The following is an 18260-nucleotide window of genomic DNA, read 5'->3' as shown; positions in this document are numbered from 1 at the left end:
ACCAGCGACATTCGAATAGCCATACCGGCGCAGCCAATGCCATGCACCGAGCTGGATGCTTCGCGGCTAAAGCCCACAGGGTACGCGGACCGCTTGCGAATTCAGTGTTCTACGCGACAGCACAGCCACTCACCCCCGACCAGGTTTGTTCAGGGAAAAAGCTGCAGCTACCAGGCATGTTGGCCTTGGTTGAGTGAGCGTGCGCTCGACCTATTGGACCGACTCGGGCTCCAATGACGCAGGCTTGAAGCCCAGGCTTCGCATCAGATCACGTGCAGCTTCGAAGAACATGATCTTGAGGCTTTCGGCATATTCCTCCGTCAAACGGCTCGCAGGCCCTGAAATTACAAGGGCTCCCATCAGTTCCTGTTGCGCACCGTAGATGGGCAGTGCCATTGAAGCCGCATGCGGGTCGGTGGCTCCCTTCGAGTAGAACGGTTTCTGCAATGCAATGCCGACTTGATAAGGCGCGCGCAAGGCCTGTGCCCCTGCCGCTTCATCCATCGGACGCATGTCTCCGGGTTGGAGATTGAGGCGAAGTCGATGGGAAGAGTTAACACGGTACTGACACATCCGATATGCACCGTGACGCACATAGAAGGAGGCGGTCTCACCTGACTTTTCAGCCAAATCATGCAAACGTGGCATCACATGCCTTTCGAGGTCCAGCGCCTCTTGATAGACCGTGTTCAACCGCATGACTTCGCTGGCTAGCTGATAACGCCCGTCAGCCATGCGCGTGATGAAGCCATGGTTTTCCAGAGACACCATCAAGCGCATGATCGTGCTTTTGATGAGGCCGGTACGTTCTACCAGCTGAACCAGGCTCAGCGCAGAGTCGCCTATCTGAAACGCGGTCAGCACGGTCAAAACACGGTCTGCCGATGCCACACCATTTACCGCTGGACGCGGCCGCGCTTTCACCATTTGCAAAACCTCACAGGATCGAAGCCCTCAATCTGTACGCAAGGGCGGAAAAACCTCATTATCCGACAACGGCCGGCCCCCGCCAACGTAGCATGCGCTGTGTGTGCCAGGAAAAAAAAAGCCAGCAGGGCAATATATGTGCGCCTGCTGGCTAGAGGTTGATCGCAATCGTATGGGCAAATATCCACTGACCTGGCAATCAGCGAACTTTACAGCCGATGCGGCTCCCGTTCGCTGTACTGGCCGATGCTCAGAACAGCGGCAGGGTGTAGTTGATGATCAGGCGGTTCTGGTCACCATTGCGCGCTGCCTCGCTGTGCGATTTGCCGTTGCGCCAGGCCACGCCAAGCCCTTTGAGCGTGCCGCCCTGGATCACGTAGTCCAGCGAAAAGTCCCGCTCCCACTCCGACTGTTCGGCGCCTGCGGCTGCCTGGATGTGGTCGCCTTTCAAATAGATCACCGAAGCCTTCAGCCCAGGTATGCCGCTGGCAGCAAAGTCATAGCCGTACTGGGCAAACCCGGTACGCTCACCCGCGCGCGTGAAGCTGAGCAGCATCTTGTCGGTCCACAGATACAGGCTGCTGCCTCCAGCCCCCTTGTCGATCGAACCCTGGTTGATCTGCACGAAGTTGCTATCGTCGGAAACACTCTGGTAACCCAGGGTCAGCGAGTGGCCCCGCAAACGGTAGGTGAACGCCGCACTCCACAGGTCATTGTCGATTTCCCCGTCGCTACCGTTGGTGTATCCACCAACGGTATAGCCCTGGCTACGCCCTGAGCTACTGCCGTTGGCACCGTCCGCACGGGTGCGGAAATAGCGCAGGTCAGTGGTCAACGAGCTGTCATCGGTCAACGCCAGGGTGTGATTGAGGCCGGTGAACTGTTGCAGGTAGTAGTCTTCGAGTTGCCCGGCGTAATACTGCAGCAGCAGCGTATGGGTGGCGCGGTAATCGGCACCGACAAAGTTGAAACGATCACTCTCCTGAGTGCCGCCGCTTACGGCCATGCCGGTGAGGTCGGTCGAAGCCCGGCCCCTGGCGCGGTTCAGCGCCCCGCCGATGAGCGTGAGGTTATTGATGTCTTTGCTCTGCAATTGCACGCCCTGGAATGTCTGCGGCAGCAATCGGCCATCAGAGGCCACCAGTACCGGCAACCTGGGCATCAGTTGCCCCACGCGCAGCTCGGTCTGGCTCATCTTCATCTTGGCGGTGGCACCGGCGCTGCTCCAGCGGTCGGCCGCGCCTTCGCCATCGGAAGGAATCATGCTACCGCCCTGATGCCGCCCTCTGCCGCTGTCCAGCGTAAGGCCCAGCATGGCCGTGGCGTCCACGCCGAAACCAACCACACCGTCGGTATAACCGGAGCGCAGGTCGAGTAGAAAGCCTTGCGCCCACTCCTCGGTTCTGGAGGGCTGCGCCGTGCCGTCGCGGTTATCGCTGTTGAAGTAGAAATTGCGCATCGACAAGTTCGCGTGGCTGTCACCGATCAGGTCGGCCTGGGCAGACAAGCCTATGACGCTGCCGCCTGCTGCCAAGGCAATGCGGCAGAGGGAAGGTAGGGATTTCAAGCAAGAGACTCCAAAAGGATCGTTGTTATTATTTTGAAACGTCATTTCTTTATATGGAGGCAGATTATCGCAACCTCGTCAACAGGCAGTGCGAAACACGCCTGAAAATCGAAATTTACCGAGAAAACAGCTTCACCCTTCGCCCGGTTTTGTTTTATTTTGCAACGTCGTTGCATTAAATACATCAAACAACAATCGGACGCCCAGGCGTCCCCGGCCCTACAGGAGCGCCCATGAGCTTCTTTACTGCCCCGCCGACCGTGGATACCACGGTATTCACCCGCCTGCCCGACCGCTTCCGCGACCCGCGCCCGACCGCCTGGGCCAATGCCAACCGCCAGGGCCGTGCCATCGACTCGTTCCTCGAAGGCCCATCATTCGATCGTCAAGGCCGCCTTTACGTGACCGACATCCCCAACGGGCGAATTTTCCGCATCTCGCCGCAGGGCGATTGGGAACTGGTGTGTCAGTACGATGGCTGGCCGAACGGCCTGAAGATTCACCAGGATGGACGCATCTTCATTACCGACTACAAGCGCGGGATCATGGTGCTCGACCCGGATACCGGTGCTCTCGAAGCGCTGCTGGACTCGGCTGGTTCGGAAGGCTTCAAAGGCGTCAACGACCTGGTGTTCGCACCTAACGGTGACCTGTATTTCACAGACCAAGGCCAGACCGGGCTGCAAGATGCCAGCGGTCGCGTGTACAAGCTCGACGCCACCGGCAACCTGACCTGCCTGCTTGGCACCATTCCCAGCCCCAATGGCATCGTCTACGACCCGCACCTCAACCACCTGCTGGTGGCAGTGACACGCGCGCAACAGATCTGGCGCATCCCGTTGGGCAACGGCTCGATCGTCGGCAAGGTGGGCGTTTTCGCCCAGCTGCATGGTGGGCTGGGCGGCCCCGACGGCCTGGCCCTCGATGCACAGAGCAACCTGTATATCGCCCATACCGGTTTCGGCTCGGTATGGAAGCTGTCGAAAGTCGCTGAGCCATTGCAGCGCATCGTCTCCTGCGCAGGCATCAGCAACACCAACCTGGCCTTCGGCGGCAATGACGGGCAGACCCTGTACATCACCGAATCCGAAACCGGCAGCATTCTGCAGGTGCGCACCACTGCGCCTGGGCTGCCAATGTATTCCCACAGCTGAACCAGCCCCCTGTCAGGGCACACAACAACTACAAAAGAGTGACGACATGACCCACGAAACCCCCGCTGCCCAGGCGCCGCTCAGCGACGCCGAGGGCGAACGCCTGATGCGCCGCGTGCTGTGGCGCCTGGTGCCGTTCATCTTCATCTGCTACGTAATCAGCTACCTCGACCGCACCAATGTCGGCTTCGCCGCCATCAGCATGAACCAGGACCTGGGCCTTACCGCGACGATGTTCGGCTGGGCAGCCGGCCTGTTCTTCTTCGGCTACTTCATGTTCGAGATCCCCAGCAACCTGCTGATGCAGCGCTTCGGCGCACGGGTGTGGATTGCGCGAATCATGATCACCTGGGGGCTGATCTCCATGGCCACCGCGTTCGCCACCGGGCCAATCAGTTTCAGCATTGCGCGCTTTTTGCTGGGGCTTGCCGAAGCGGGCTTCACGCCCGGCGTATACCTGTACTTCACCTACTGGTTCCCCGGCAAATGGCGGGCGAAAGCTACTGCCGCCTTCCTGCTGGGCATTCCTGCGGCCAACATCGTCGGCTCGCCCCTGTCCGGCTGGCTGATGGAACAGCATGGAGTTTTGGGCCTGAAGAACTGGCAGCTGCTGCTGGTCACCGAGTCGATGCCGGCCGTGCTGCTTGGCATCGCTTGCCTCTTCGTACTGGTCGATACCCCTTCCAAGGCAAAATGGCTCAACCCGCAAGAGAAAGCATGGCTTGACCAGCGCCTGTCCCAAGAACAACAGGCCATCGGTGCATCTCATGGCAATACGCTACGCGCAGCCTTGACCAACCCCAAGGTGTTCACCCTGGCGGCCATCAACTTTTGCTGCATCGTCGGCTCGATTGGCATAGGCATGTGGCTGCCGCAGATCATCAAAGGCCTGGGCATCGATAGCGGCGCGGTCGGCCTGGTGGTCGCCCTGCCCTACCTGCTCGGGGCACTGGCAATGACGATGTGGGCACGGCTGGCCAACCGTAGCCGTCACCGCCTGCCCTATGTGGTCAGTGCATTGGCATTGGCCGCCGTGGCCCTGGTGGCCGCCGCCCTGCTTGACCAGCCGGTGTTGAAGATCGCCAGCCTGTGCGTGGCGGTGGCGAGCATCCTGTCATTCCAGGCCACGTTCTGGGCGATACCTTCGACCTTCCTGACCGGTCGCGCCGCCGCTGGCGGCCTGGCGATGATCGTCTCGATCGGCAACCTGGGCGGCTTCACAGGCCCGTTCCTGATCGGCCTGATCAAGGACGCCACTCATAGCTTCAGCATGCCGTTCTTTGCTGTTGCATCGATCCTGCTGGTCGGCACCTGCCTGATGCTCTGGCTGGGCGACCCTGCCAAGCAGCAGGCGCCTCACGGCCAAGGCCAGACAATCTGACCGCTCAGCGGCGGCGACGCATGCCGTATTGACCCAACAGCCCGATCACCAGAAACCCTCCGGCGACCCCCAAGGTCGCCGGCGCTCCCCAGCGGGCCGCGACCAGCCCCGCCGCCATGCCGCCCAAAGCTTCGAAGCCGAAGCGCATGGCAATATAGAAAGCGATCACCCGGCCACGCAAATGGCTGGGTGCGCCACTTTGCAACTGCATGTTCGTACTGACATTGCTCAGGGTGATGCCGAAACCCAGAACGCCCAGCGCCAGCAACGCCAGTGGCAGCGCACCCGCCATCCACAAACCGATCAGCGCAACCGCGCATAGCAGTGCCCCAGCATCGGTGAACTGGCGCAGGCGAGGCAATGCGCCGCCAACCGCCAGCACCAGCGTGGCCACGAACGCGCCCGCGCCTGCCGCCCCCCACAACCAGCCAAGCACCCGCGCATCGCCAGCGAACACGGCCCTGGCCAGGATCGGCAGCAGTGCCGCGTAGCAGGATGCCAACAAGTTGACCATGATCACGTTGACTAGCAGCTGGCGAACGTAGCGCGTTTGCCACAGGTACAACAGCCCTTCGCGAAACACTTGCGCGGTTGAGCCACTGGCCTTCGGGCCGGCAATGCCGCGCACTTTCAGCAAGCCACCCAGCAAGGCCATGAAAGCCACGGCAGTAAGGGCGAAGCAGGCCGCCTCGCCGGCCAGGGCAATGAGCCCACCGGCCAATGGCGGGCCGACGAACCGTGCGGCATTGATCAACATCGCATTGAGCACCAGCGCGTTCGGCAGGTCGGCCGGGTCGTCGACGAAACTGCCAATCAGCGCTTGGCGCAGAGGGGTTTCCAAGGCATTGAGCAAGCCAAGCAACAATGCCATGGCAGCAATGAACGGGCCATCGACCCAGTTACGCCAGGTTGCAAGCGCCAGCACGAGCGACTGCGCGATCAGGATAAGTTGCACGATGATCAGCAACCGGCGTTTGTCATGCCGATCGATCCAGGCTCCCGCCAACGGGCCGATGAGCAATTGCGGCGCGAGCGAAAGGAAGGTGATCAGCCCCAGCAGTACGGCAGAGCCGGTCAGATGATAGGCCAGCCAGGCCAGTGCAACCTGCTGAACCCACTTGCCCAGGGTGGAAACTCCCTGGCCGGCGAAATAGATCTGAAAGTTGCGATGAGCGAGCGCCCGCACGGCGGCGGGCCAACGTTTGCGATGCGGTGACGATGTATCGGACAAGTCTGCGAATCCTCAATAGAACCCGCGACCGACACCAACCCGACAGCCGCTGCACACCCCATCGCAAGGTGCGCAGCGCATGCTGGATCAGCCTGGCAGCAGGCAGCCTTTCTTCTTCAAGGACTCCAGGACCCAGGAACGGTCGTTGGTGCCTTGGGCAATGTGTTCCATCTGTGCGGTTTCGGCAGTGTGCTTGGCGGTGGCGCGAGCATAGACCTCAGCGACGTGGTCGTAAGGCACGCACAGCAGGCCATCGTCATCACCGATCACCAGGTCGCCCGGCTCGATCACCATACCATCAATGGCAATCGGCACGTTGATCTCGCCCGGGCCATCCTTGTATGGGCCACGGTGCGAAACGCCAGCAGCGAACAACGGGAAGTCACCCGCGCCGATGTTGGCCGCATCGCGAATGGCGCCGTTAATGACGATACCGGCCAAACCACGCTTGACCGCGTAAGCCACCATCATTTCACCGATCAGGGCGTTGGTCAGATCACCACCGGCATCGACCACGATCACATCGCCCGGCTGAGCGATATCGATCGCGTAATGCAGCATGAGGTTGTCACCTGGGCGCGCCTTGACTGTCAAGGCCGGGCCGCACAGCACACCTTCGCGATGCATGGGGCGCAGGCGGGCACCACCTGCAGTCATCCGGTTCATCGAATCGCTGACGTTGGCAACCGGAACCTCACGATAACGTGCAACCCACTCATCACCGACTTTACGTGTGCGCTCAAGCACCTGGAAGCCAATGCTCATGTGACATACCTCTCTTGGTTTTATTCGATGTCGCCGGCAGCTGCCGAATCTATTTTTAGAATGTCATTTCATTAAAGACATGGCAATTGATTTTTGACGCCTTTTTTAGGGGCCTAATGACACCTACTTTAATTTTCTTGCAACAGCGTTTCATTATGATAGGGTTTAGTCCAGTGCCGCAAATGAGCGGCAGACTGCGCCCGAACCGCCCCCTGACAAGAACAAGGTATCCACGATGTCCCGTACCATTCTGCTGACCGGCCCTGAGCTTGCTGCCGAGGCCATGAACCTTGCCGCCGAACAGGGCGTCAGGATCGTCCCCACCACGCCCTACCTGCCCGCCGAAGAACTGGAAGCCATCATTCGCGCTGAACAGCCCGATGCCATCGTGGTCCGCCAGGGCAAACTGACCCGCGCCATGATCGACGCTTCAGCCAACCTGAAAGTGATCGCCAAGCACGGCGTGGGCTACAACACCATCGATCTCCAGGCCGCCGCCGACCGCAGCATCCCGGTATCGATCGCCCTGGGCGCCAATGCCCAGTCGGTGGCCGAGCTGGCTTTCGCCCTGATGTTCAGCGTGGCACGTCAAACCGCACTGCTGGATGCGCGCATGCGTGACGGGCATTGGGACAAATCCTCGGCCAACGGCATGGAGTTGTCGGGCAAAACCCTGGGGCTTATCGGTCTGGGCTCGATCGGCAGCATCCTCATGGACCTGGTGGCCCCACTGCGGATGAAGGTCAAGGTGTTCGACCCCTACCTCAAGCAACTGCCGGAGCGCCCGCACGTCGAACGTGAAGAGGATTTCGATCGCCTGCTGGCTGAAAGCGATATCATCAGCCTGCACTGCCCGCTGACCGAGACCAACCACAACCTGATTGGCGCTGCCCAGCTCGAGCGCATGCGCCCTGGCGCCATCCTGATCAACACGGCCCGTGGTGAGCTGATCGACACCAACGCCCTGGTAAAAGCGCTCAGCGAACGCCGCATCGCCGGTGCCGGCCTGGATACCTTCAGCCCCGAGCCGCCGCCTGCCGACAGCCCGCTGTGGGGTCTGCCGACACTGGTCGCCACGCCGCATGTCGGTGCCAACACCACCGAGGCCCGCGAACGGGTAGGCCTGGTAGCGCTGAAGCAGGTTCTCGATGTGTGGGCGGGCAATGCTCTGGACCCGCGTTGCGTGGTCAACCGCCACCTCTTCGCCAGCTGATCGCACCCCTCGCGTGCCTCTTCGTGAGCGGGGGCACGTCCACACGCGTCACTCCAGAAAAAAAACAATTGGAGAGCACCATGACTTCAGCAACATCGCTGCCGGATGAACTCGAACGCAGCACCATGCGCCGTATCGCCTGGCGACTGCTGCCCTTTCTGATCGTCTGCTACCTGATCGCGATCATCGACCGCGGCAACATCGGCATGGCTTCCCTGCAGATGAACGAGGACCTGCAGCTCACGGCCAAGGTGTTCGGCTTCGCCAGCAGCCTGTTCTTCTTTGCCTACTTCCTGGTCGAAGTACCCAGCAACCTGGCCATGCAGCGATACGGGGCACGTATCTGGATAGCCCGCATCATGATCACCTGGGGCCTGATCTCTGCAGGCACGGCTTTCGTTCAGGGTGCAAACTCTCTGTACGTGATGCGCTTTCTGCTGGGCGCTGCCGAAGCCGGTTTCTTCCCGGGCGTGCTGCTGTACCTCACCTACTGGCTGCCGTCTGCCTACCGAGCACGCATGGTGGCGCTGTTCATGGTGGCGATCCCTGCCGCCAACTTCATCGGCTCGCCACTGTCGGGTCTGCTACTGAACCTGGACGGCTGGATGGGCATGCGTGGCTGGCACTGGCTGTTCATTCTCGAAGGCATTCCTGCCGTACTGTTGGGCATCGCCTGCCTGTTCGTGCTTACCGACCGCCCCGAGCAGGCCAAGTGGCTGAGTGACGAGCAACGCGGCTGGCTCACCAAGCGCCTGGCTGATGAAGCCTCGAAAAAGACCGCCATCGGCCATATTTCGCTGTGGAAGCTGCTACGCCACAAAGACATCTGGGTGCTGGCACTGATCTACTCGGGCGCTTCTGCCGCCGGCAGCACAATGAGCGTGTGGGCCCCGCAGTTGCTGAAAACCTTTGGTCTCAGCGCCATGGAAATCGGCCTCGTGAATGCCATCCCTTACGGCATCGCCTCGGTGCTCATGATCATCTGGGGCCGCAGCTCCGACCGTAGCGGCGAGCGTCGCTGGCACACGGCCATGACCATGCTGCTGATCGCAGCGGGCCTGCTAATGACCTTGTTTACCTCGTCCCTGCCGGCGACGGTAGTGATGCTGACCATGGTCCTGGTGGGGGCGTACTCGATGAAAGGCCCGTTCTGGGCACTGGTGTCGGGCTGGCTGTCTTCGTCGACCGCTGCTGCGGGGCTGGCAGCCGTGGGCGCCATGGCCAACCTGATCGGCGGTGGCATCATGGTCAACGCCTACGGCGCCATCCACGATGCCACCGGCAGCTACTCCCTGGCACTGATGCCATTGGCCGCACTATGCACCGTGGCCGGTATCGCTGTACTGGTGATCGGCCGCAAGCGCCAGCGCGAGCAAGCTGAGACAGCCGGCGCCGTCAGCGCGAAATAAGCCGCGCAAGCCGTACTTCGATGCCCACTTTCCTGCCTCAGGAACGTGGGCATCGTCATTTCACAACAACAAGATACGAGGAATATCCATGACGCTGTCTCGTCGTCAGTTCTTGCAGGCCACCGGTGCACTGGGTGCTGCCGCCTCCATGGGCGCCATGGCCGACGTGCCCTTCAGCAAGGGCGATGCGCACCCGCGCCTGACGCCGCCCGCAGGCAGCATCGACTGCCACATGCACCTCTATGACAGCCGCATCCCGGCCGCACCCGGCGCTACCCTGCTGCCGGCGGATGCCTCGCTGGAGGATTACCGCAAGTTGCAGCAGCGCCTGGGCATCCGCCGCATGGTCATCGTCACGCCATCGACCTACGGCACTGATAACCGGGTGATGCTCGATGGCTTGTTGCGCAGCCGAGGCGATGCCCGGGGCGTGGCGGTTGTGTCCAATGCGATTACCGACGCAGAACTTGCCGAACTGCATCAGGCAGGAGTGCGTGGTATCCGCTTCAACCTGAGCGTCGGCAGCCAGGCGCTCGATGGGCTGGAAAGCCTGGCCGCGCGGGTCGGCGAACTGGGCTGGAACGTACAGGTCGCTCCCGGGCCGCTGCTGCCCGAAGTTGCCCCGCGCTTGCTGGCCTTGCCAGGCAAGATCGTTATCGACCACATGGGCCATGTACCACAGCCAGAAGCGCTGACGTCGCCGGCTTTCGCCGCACTGGTGCAGCTGCTGGACACCGACCGGGCATGGATCAAGCTGTCGGCACCTTATCTTCGCTCGAAAACCGGAGCACCGCTGTTCGAGGACGTCGGCCGAGTCGCCACTGCACTGATCAGCCATCGCCCTGACCGCATGCTATGGGGCAGCGACTGGCCGCACCCGACGCTTGCCGTCGAGCGGAAACCCGACGATGCGCTGATCCTTGACCTGCTGATGCGCTGGGCTCCAAAGGAGCAAACCCGGACCCTGATCTTGCGCGACAACCCCGCTCAGCTCTACGACTTCTGATCATCTGCCAAACCGAAAAGTCGCCCACATCGGACGAATGACGAAACTACTCAGATCTGTGGTGATGAACATGTCCTGCAGGCGTCGTAACGGCCTGGATCAATACTCGTGTTAAAGGTACGAACGTGTGTTCGCCGTTACGACCTTCGAGCCGGGCTGATGTCCGCTCGCAACCTGATCGGTTATGGCGGCAACCCACCCCACCCGCGATGGCCCGGTGGGGCGCGCGTCGCGATCCAGTTCGTACTCAACATCGAAGAGGGCGCGGAGTCATGCATGCTCAATGGCGACGCACAGTCGGAGGCCTGGCTTCATGAACTACCGGGCCGCCCGCCGCGCGTGAGGGAACCGGACCTGAGCGTCGAGGGCATGTACGAATACGGATCGCGCGCAGGTGTGTGGCGCATTCTGGAGCTGTTCGGCGCGGTGAAGACTTCTTCCGGATGCTAAAGGATGCTTTCGACCTGTTGTGGCAGGAGGGCGCGCACCACCCGAAGATGATGAGCGTGGGCCTGCATGGGCGGATCAGTGGCCATCCTGGTCGTGCGATGGCGCTGGCGCGCTCTCTCGATTACGTGCAGGGCCACGACGGGGTGTGGGTCTACCGGCGCGAAGAGATTGCCAGGCACTGGAAAGCCCAGTTCCCCGCCTGAGCGGTCAGTCGTTCGCAACAAACACGGGATCAGCTAACGACCCGCCCTGCCGGACGCGCCGAGCACAGCCTTGCGCTGGCACTTCACCAGGACCTTGCGGCCGGTTTCGACAAAGGGCGTGACGATCAGGCTATAGACCGTCAGGTAACGCTGGTGGTCCTGTTCGCTGGTGCCGAAGCGGATGTTTTCGGGCGTTGATGTAGTGACATAGAGCGTGCCGAACATCCAGTCCCAGAGGGACAGGTTGGTGCCGAAGTTACGGTTGAAATGGCGCGGGGCGTCACTGTGATGGATCTGGTGCTGGGCCGGGCTGTTCAACACATGTTCCAGCTGCGGACCGAACGACAACCAGACATGACTATGCCGCAGGTTGGCCGCCAGGCTATTGAAGATGAACACCAGGTAGGTCACGCCGAACAGGGTGTAGCGGCTGACTTCACCGCCGCAAAGGTACCAGAAGCAACCGGCGTAGAAGCCGATGCCAATGCCGGTACTCAGTTTCTCGACGATCTTTTCCACGAAATGCACCCGGCTCGCTGTCGCCGGCACCAGCACGGGTGCCGAATGATGCACTTTGTGAAAGGCCCAGAGCCAGCGGGAGTGAAAGGCCCGGTGCTCCCAGTAATGGATGAAGTCCTTTAGCAGGAACACCCCCAACCCGTAGAGCAGGGACAGTGCAAGGTTCTCGCCCAGGCGCGGGCGCGCACCCCAGAGGTTGCTGAAAAAGGCCAGGTAATCGCCGGAGCGCAGGATGTAAGGGTCGACCAGATGGACGATGGGCAGCACCAGCGCGACCTTGAGAATGGCGCGCACGAAGTAGTAGCGGTAATCCAGCAGCGCCGAGGCATGCAGGTGTACACGGGCGCCGCCGATGAATCGCCAGAAGGAATGGGCGTCGCTCAGGCCGCGCTGCTTCCTGAAGCGGAACAGACCATAGGCAACGCCATAGGAGATACAGAGGAACAAGACCCCGAAACGGCCGTTCATATTGAAAATGCCGAGAAACTGGTCGGTGACAGGCGTGATCACCCACTCGGTCAGGTGCTCATAGACAAGCGACAGGGCATCCACGAAACGACAGCCTCGGCAAAGGGGACGCAATTGTAAATCAGATTGATTTACTCAAGTGGTTCTATTCATGCCCTGTCGCCTCAAGCACGTGGCAATCACTTGCCCCTGCCCGCAAAAACTCAAGCCATGGATTGACATCTGCAGGAGCAAAGATAACTATCCGGCCATCTTTATGAGAAGCATTTGCATTATCAGTACGCTTCTCGTAATTGTCCCGCACAATCCATCGAAAGGAGCCAATGGATGTCCGCCTGTTTTTCTCCCCCCGCCTTCTGCATTCGCCAAGCCGCGCTGGTGGCGAGCCTTTCGGGCTCGCTGCTGGCCAGTGCCAATGCCTGGGCCGTGCCTGTCAGCTACAACATCCCGGCGGGGCCGCTAGGGGCTGCCATCAACCAGTTCGCCACAGCGAGTGGGGTGATTGTCAGCTTCGGCAACGAAGAAATCGCTGGCCTGCGCAGTGAGGGACTGCAGGGCAGTTACGAGCTGGAGCAAGGCCTTGTGCAACTGCTGCAAGGCAGTGGCTTGCAGGTGCAGCCAGCGGGAGAGAAGTACTACATGCTGGTCCGCCCTGGCCAGGACGGCACGATGGAACTCGCTGCAACGACGGTCTCCAGCGTGGGGCTGGGTGCCACCACCGAAGGCACCGGCAGCTACACCACAGGTTCGGCCAACACGGCAACCGGGCTGCGCCTCTCCGCACGCGAGACACCACAATCGATCAGCGTGGTAACCCGCCAGCAGATCGAAGACCAGAACCTGAACGATGTTACCCAGGTACTGGAACAGACCCCAGGCGTGGTCGTCGACAGCATGGGGCCAGCTGGCAGCGACGCCAACCATATCTACGTACGGGGTTTCGAAGTCGGCACCATCCAGGTCGACGGCGTCAACCGGCCCGACAGCTTTGGCTTTCGCGATGACCTTGCCGACATGGTGTCGTATGACCGGGTCGAGGTGGTACGCGGGGCGACGGGGCTGATGTCCGGCACCGGTGACCCCGGTGCGACGGTCAACCTGACTCGCAAGAAGCCGACGTTTGAAACACAACGCAAGCTGACCCTGAAAGCAGGCTCGTGGGACACCTACCGCACCGAGCTGGACGTGTCTGGCAAGTTGTCGGAAAGCGGCCATGTACGTGGGCGCCTGGTCGCCTCTAACACCGATAGCCAGAGCTACGTCGACCGCCAGTCGCTGGAACGGCAGGTGGCATACGGGGTGCTGGAATGGGACATCACCGACAGCACCATGCTGACCGTGGGGGCCGAATATCAGGAAATGGACAACGACGGCGCCGGTAACCACGGCTTCCCGATGTTCAACGCCGATGGCAGCCACTTCAGCCCTTCCCGCTCGTTCAATTCGGCCTCTGACTGGAGCTACCACAAGCGTCGCACCAAGACGCTGTTCACCACGCTGGATCACGACCTGGCCAACGGCTGGCACCTGAAATTCAACGCTGAGCACAGTCGCCGAAGCTATGACGACGTATTTGCCACCGCCGCCAGCGGCACCGTCAAACCTGATGGCAGCGGCATCCAGACCTGGACTGGCCGTTGGGCAGGCGAACCTCGGCAGACCTCGTTCGACCTGTCCGCCACGGGCCCGTTCGAGCTGCTGTCGCGCGAGCACCAGGCGTACGTCTGGCTAAGCCACTACCGGGCCTACTACCGCAACGACGGCTACCATCTGTGGACCTGGCAGGATATCGACAACATCCATGACTGGGATGGCTCGTTGCCAATACCTGACGCCATCCACAACAAGACGACGGAGAATGCACTGGATGAGACCCAGGACGGCCTGGTGGCTTCGGTGCGCTGGAGCCTGGCCAATGACCTGTCGCTGATTACCGGCGCGCGAGTGATCGACTGGCGCCGCGACGAAACCGAAGAGCAGTTGGCGAGCGGTGAAACCGAACACACCTCGCGCAGCGAAACCGGTGTCGTCACCCCTTACATCGGGCTGGTTTACGACATCAATGAAAACTGGTCGGCCTATGCCAGCTACACCACCATCTTCAACCCGCAAGACAAACAGACAGCATCGGGCAGCTACATCGACCCGTTGGAGGGCGTGAACTACGAGCTGGGCCTGAAGAGCGAGTTCTGGGACAAGCGCCTGACTGCTGCACTCAGCGTGTTCGAAGTGCACCAGGACAACCTGGCCGTGAAGGACGGCGTCAAAACGGCGCCGGACGGCAACCAGGCTTACCGTGCCGAGTCTGGCACCAAGACCCGCGGTTTCGAGATGGAAGTGGCGGGCGAGATCCTGCCTGACTGGCAAGTATCGGCCAGCTACACCTATGCCGTAAGCAAGAACGCGGATGGCGACCGCCTGCTCACCGACGTGCCGCGCGACACCCTCAAACTGTTCACCAGCTACCGCCTGCAGTCACTGCCGCAGCTGAAAGTGGGTGGTGGTGTGCGCTGGCAGGGCTCGGAGTACGAGAAGAACGCAGGACCCAACCACGAAACCTTTACCCAGGGCGCCTACAGCGTGGTCAACCTCATGGCGCAATATGCCTTCACGCCGCAAACCAGCGTCTCGCTGAACCTCGACAACGTGTTTGACAAGACCTACTACACGGCGATCGGCTCACGTGGCTGGTATGGCAGCCCGCGTAGCGCCACTGCCACGTTGGCTTACGCATTCTGACCCAGGCGGCCTACAGACGGTTCTGGCGAAAGCAATGCGGTAGCCAGCGCGCATCATTGACCGCAGTGAACCACCTGCTGCGGCCAGTCGACTGATCATGCCGGGGCGGTTACGCTGGCGCTTTTACCTGCACGGAAGCGCCAGTGATCGAAACATTCGAAGGAAGCTGCTTGTGCGCAGCGGTCAGTTACCTGCTATTGACCCCTCCCAAGGCAGTCAGTCATTGCCATTGCAGCCAGTGCCGCAAAAGCCACGGGGCAGCCTTCGCCTCATACGGCAGCGTTCCGCGCAGCAGGCTGCGAATCCTCCGCGGCACCAACAGCATCAAGGCCTTTGCCTCTTCGCCCACGGTAGTGCGCGAGTTCTGCGCCGAGTGCGGCTCAACGTTGTTCTGGTCACGTTCCCAGGGTGACTTTGCCGACTGGGTTTCGATAGCACTGGGCACACTTGATACCCCGTTCCAGGCCAAGAAGCAGAAACACGTTCATGTCGATTCTGCTGCCCCCTGGTACTCAGCCCACTGCCCTCACCTGCAACCATTGGCAACGCCGGGCCACCCACAGCAGGGTCAAGACAATCCTTGATAGAGCAATCACGGCTAGGCACCTCCATGCCTGAACAACGGATGCTAGCGCTCACCGCACCTTCCGGAGATTCCGTTCGTTGACTGACTCACAGCACAACCCGACCTACGCAAAACGGTTCAAAGCCGTGCTTGCCTACATCGACAGCCACCTCGAAGGGGACCTGTCGGTAAATGCCCTGAGCCGCATCGCCAATTTCTCGGCCTTTCACTTTCATCGGCAGTTCACGGCATACATGGGCATTCCGGTTTCACGGTATGTGCAACTGATGAGGCTGCGACGCGCGGCGCATCAACTGGTCGCCTCGCCTGCCATCTCGGTGCTGGAAGCAGCCTTCGGCGCCGGCTTCGAAAGCCCCGAAGCCTTTTCCAGGGCCTTCAAGCGTGCTTTTGGCATGGCGCCGAGCGTATTCGCCAAGGCCCCGAACTGGCAGGCCTGGAGTGCGGTTTTCATTGTTCCCCACCATTCCAGGAGCATTACCATGCAGATCCGTATCGTGGATTTCGCCGAAACTCATGTGGCCGCGCTCGAACACCAAGGGGCGCCCAGCCTGGTCAGTGAAAGCGTCGCGCGTTTTCGCCAATGGCGCATTCAAAGCGGTCAGTCACCGGTGGCCAGCAGCCGAACCTTCGGCATTCCCTACGACAACCCCGATACCACCCCGGCGCACGCCTTTCGCTTCGCTGTGTGTGGCGAGATAGACGAAGCCGTGCAGCCGAATGATTTCGGCGTGCACGAACGCATCATCCCGGCGGGCCGCTGCGCCGTGATTCGGCATACAGGGTCGCCTGACTATATTGGTGAAACCATCTATCCGGTTTATCGGGACTGGTTGCCTTCGAGTACCGAGGAACTGCGTGATCATCCGTTGTTCTTTCACTACTTGAGCGTGTATCCGGAAACGCCGCTGGAGGAATGGCAAACGGATATCTACGTGCCGCTAAAGCAGGTCCTTTAACGGATTACTGCCAGCAATCGGCATCAGGCCAGACAGCCATGGGCCAGGTGCGATCAGATGATCTCGCCTTCACTACCAAGCACGCTTTCATGCAAGCCGCGCGCTACCAGCCCTTGTTCTGTCAGCCAGCGGCTAACCCAATGCAGCAACAACTTCGTCTATGAAGTGCCTGATCTTTGCGGAGGGGCGACGGTCGAGGGGGTAGATCAGATTGACGGGATACGTGGGGCCTTCGAATTCCTCGAAGAGTACGACCAACTCCCCCCGTTGCACATAGGGCATCAGTACATCCTCGACGCACAGCGTGATGCCGAAATCCGACAATGCGGCGTTCACCTTGGCCAAGGTGTTGTTGACGTTCAGTCGACTCGCAATGGGGATCGTGAACGTCTGCATGTTTTTGGTGAATCGCCAGACTTTGTCCGTCATGCGATCGGAGAACAGATAGCCCAGGCAATCATGGTCCACGAGTTGTTCGGGATGGAGCGGAGTCCCTTTGCGTGCCAGATAAGCGGGAGATGCGCAGGCAAACATTCTGAAAGGTCTCAAGCCGCGCTGAACCAATGCCGCGCTGTCGGCCAGCTGAGGTTTGCCCAGCCGAAACACGACTTCGAATCCCTCTTCTACGATATTGACGAACCTGTCAGTCAATTCCAACTCGATTTCCGTTTCCGGGTAACGCGTCAGGTATTGGGTCAGAAACGGGATAAGCCGATGCGAACCATAATTATAGGGTGCGCTGATACGGATTTTTCCGCGCGGAGTCGAGTTTGCTGACAGCGCCAGCTGATCGGCGTCTTCAACGTCGCTCAGGATAGCCTTGCAGCGCAAGTAATAGTCCCTGCCCACGGCGGTCAGGCTTTGTCGGCGAGTAGTGCGGGTGATCAATTTGACACCTAGCTCAGACTCCAGATTGCTGACCTGTTTGGCAATCAGTTGCGGCGTCACGCCTAACACGGCAGCTGCTGCCGAGAAGGAGTCCGACTCGGCTGCTGCTACGAACGCCGCCATGCTTTTTAGCTTATCCATATTTACAATTTATAGTTGTTAAAGTTATTTGATATCGAGCCTTTATCTTGAAGATCTTGGTACTTAGCATCTCCTCGGTCAACAAAAAGAAGCGCTGCGCGCTTTACTGAACGGAGAGTCTGAAATGGTGAACATTTCCCATGAAACGGTCCAGGATACGGAGCGTCGATTACTGCACGTCATTACCCAAGCCCATTTGAGGCTTTTCCCCGGCACCTACACCTTTCTCGAGTTCCCGTTGTCATCGTTTCCTGGTGCCGCTCGCCCTGATGCACTGGCGCTCGTACGAGATGACCAGGTGTGGAGTCAACTGGTCCCCTGTGCCGACGTCGAGCAAGAGCTGTTCGGCGTCTTCCGCTTCCATTTTCCGCAAGGCTCCGACAACAGCGGTTTCGTCGGCTGGTTGGCAATGCGCCTGAAGCAGAAGTTTGGAACCGGCGTTTTTGTGACCTGTGGCCAGAATCGAGATGAGGGCGGGATCTTTGATTATTGGGGCGTCCCGGCCAGCCTGGCTTCAGATATCTTGGCAGAGATCCAGGCTTTGGTGGATGGCCAAGCGGATGGGGAGGTGGGAGTTTCCCTGTAGCGGATACGACTACTTGACCGGCGAGATACTCCTTTCAGACGGCGGGTGGAATCTGACCCAGGTTTAGCGTG

General features: G+C 60.4%; 15 protein-coding genes and 1 pseudogene. 10 read left to right on the top strand and 6 right to left on the bottom strand.

Going from position 1 to position 18260, the window contains the following annotated elements; genetic code table 11:
• Window positions 1-210 precede the first annotated feature (210 nt).
• Both CAF70_RS15745 and CAF70_RS15740 read right to left on the bottom strand, forming a co-directional pair.
• Window positions 211-927, bottom strand: coding sequence for an IclR family transcriptional regulator (locus tag CAF70_RS15745; RefSeq protein WP_085625615.1), 717 nt, complete (start codon window positions 925-927; stop codon window positions 211-213).
• A 250-nt stretch (window positions 928-1177) separates the two neighbouring features.
• Window positions 1178-2494: an OprD family porin gene (locus CAF70_RS15740; protein ID WP_085625614.1), complete on the bottom strand. Its 1317-nt coding sequence runs from the start codon at window positions 2492-2494 to the stop codon at window positions 1178-1180.
• Window positions 2495-2727: 233 nt separating this feature from the next.
• Between CAF70_RS15740 and CAF70_RS15735 the strand changes: the two genes are divergently transcribed.
• Window positions 2728-3648, top strand: a complete 921-nt coding sequence (locus CAF70_RS15735) for an SMP-30/gluconolactonase/LRE family protein (RefSeq protein WP_085625613.1) — start codon at window positions 2728-2730, stop codon at window positions 3646-3648.
• A gap of 46 nt (window positions 3649-3694) precedes the next feature.
• Window positions 3695-5029, top strand: a complete 1335-nt coding sequence (locus CAF70_RS15730) for an MFS transporter (RefSeq protein ID WP_085625612.1) — start codon at window positions 3695-3697, stop codon at window positions 5027-5029.
• 4 nt (window positions 5030-5033) lie between these two features.
• Here CAF70_RS15730 and CAF70_RS15725 read toward each other — a convergent pair whose 3' ends face one another.
• Window positions 5034-6215 carry an MFS transporter gene (locus tag CAF70_RS15725; protein WP_085625660.1) on the bottom strand — a complete coding sequence of 394 codons (1182 nt, stop codon included), beginning with the start codon at window positions 6213-6215 and terminating at the stop codon, window positions 5034-5036.
• Window positions 6216-6347: 132 nt separating this feature from the next.
• Window positions 6348-7025: an RraA family protein gene (locus CAF70_RS15720; RefSeq protein ID WP_085625611.1), complete on the bottom strand. Its 678-nt coding sequence runs from the start codon at window positions 7023-7025 to the stop codon at window positions 6348-6350.
• A 235-nt stretch (window positions 7026-7260) separates the two neighbouring features.
• Between CAF70_RS15720 and CAF70_RS15715 the strand changes: the two genes are divergently transcribed.
• The 4 genes and pseudogenes from CAF70_RS15715 to CAF70_RS15700 all read left to right on the top strand — a co-directional run bounded on the left by CAF70_RS15715 (window position 7261) and on the right by CAF70_RS15700 (window position 11306).
• Window positions 7261-8238 carry a hydroxyacid dehydrogenase gene (locus CAF70_RS15715; protein WP_085625610.1) on the top strand — a complete coding sequence of 326 codons (978 nt, stop codon included), beginning with the start codon at window positions 7261-7263 and terminating at the stop codon, window positions 8236-8238.
• An 80-nt stretch (window positions 8239-8318) separates the two neighbouring features.
• A complete protein-coding gene (locus tag CAF70_RS15710; protein ID WP_085625609.1) occupies window positions 8319-9647 on the top strand; it encodes an MFS transporter in 1329 nt (442 codons plus the stop codon).
• A gap of 88 nt (window positions 9648-9735) precedes the next feature.
• Entirely contained in the window at window positions 9736-10653 is a 918-nt protein-coding gene (locus CAF70_RS15705; protein ID WP_085625608.1) for an amidohydrolase, read from the top strand.
• A 159-nt stretch (window positions 10654-10812) separates the two neighbouring features.
• A pseudogene (locus CAF70_RS15700) lies at window positions 10813-11306 on the top strand (hypothetical protein).
• Between the two features lie 33 nt (window positions 11307-11339).
• Here the strand turns inward: CAF70_RS15700 and CAF70_RS15695 are convergent.
• Window positions 11340-12377, bottom strand: a complete 1038-nt coding sequence (locus CAF70_RS15695; protein WP_085625607.1) for a sterol desaturase family protein — start codon at window positions 12375-12377, stop codon at window positions 11340-11342.
• A gap of 243 nt (window positions 12378-12620) precedes the next feature.
• Between CAF70_RS15695 and CAF70_RS15690 the strand changes: the two genes are divergently transcribed.
• The 3 genes from CAF70_RS15690 to CAF70_RS15680 all read left to right on the top strand — a co-directional run bounded on the left by CAF70_RS15690 (window position 12621) and on the right by CAF70_RS15680 (window position 16574).
• Complete coding sequence (locus tag CAF70_RS15690) at window positions 12621-15032, top strand: TonB-dependent receptor (RefSeq protein WP_085625606.1); 2412 nt, start codon at window positions 12621-12623, stop codon at window positions 15030-15032.
• A gap of 143 nt (window positions 15033-15175) precedes the next feature.
• Entirely contained in the window at window positions 15176-15616 is a 441-nt protein-coding gene (locus CAF70_RS15685) for a GFA family protein (protein WP_085625605.1), read from the top strand.
• A gap of 79 nt (window positions 15617-15695) precedes the next feature.
• Window positions 15696-16574 (top strand): GyrI-like domain-containing protein, encoded by an 879-nt coding sequence (locus CAF70_RS15680; RefSeq protein ID WP_085625604.1) that lies wholly within the window; start codon window positions 15696-15698, stop codon window positions 16572-16574.
• A 132-nt stretch (window positions 16575-16706) separates the two neighbouring features.
• Here the strand turns inward: CAF70_RS15680 and CAF70_RS15675 are convergent, their stop codons facing one another.
• Window positions 16707-17585, bottom strand: a complete 879-nt coding sequence (locus CAF70_RS15675; protein ID WP_256573297.1) for a LysR family transcriptional regulator — start codon at window positions 17583-17585, stop codon at window positions 16707-16709.
• A 142-nt stretch (window positions 17586-17727) separates the two neighbouring features.
• Between CAF70_RS15675 and CAF70_RS15670 the strand changes: the two genes are divergently transcribed.
• The gene (locus CAF70_RS15670; protein WP_085625602.1) at window positions 17728-18189 is read left to right on the top strand and encodes a DUF6196 family protein; all 462 of its coding nucleotides are present in this window, start codon (window positions 17728-17730) and stop codon (window positions 18187-18189) included.
• The last annotated feature ends 71 nt before the right edge of the window (window positions 18190-18260 follow it).

Origin of the sequence: Pseudomonas sp. B19(2017) (genome assembly GCF_002113165.1) — a bacterium.
Lineage (GTDB): Bacteria > Pseudomonadota > Gammaproteobacteria > Pseudomonadales > Pseudomonadaceae > Aquipseudomonas.
Note: the sequence above shows the minus strand (reverse complement) of the source record. Positions and strands in the feature narration are given on the sequence as shown.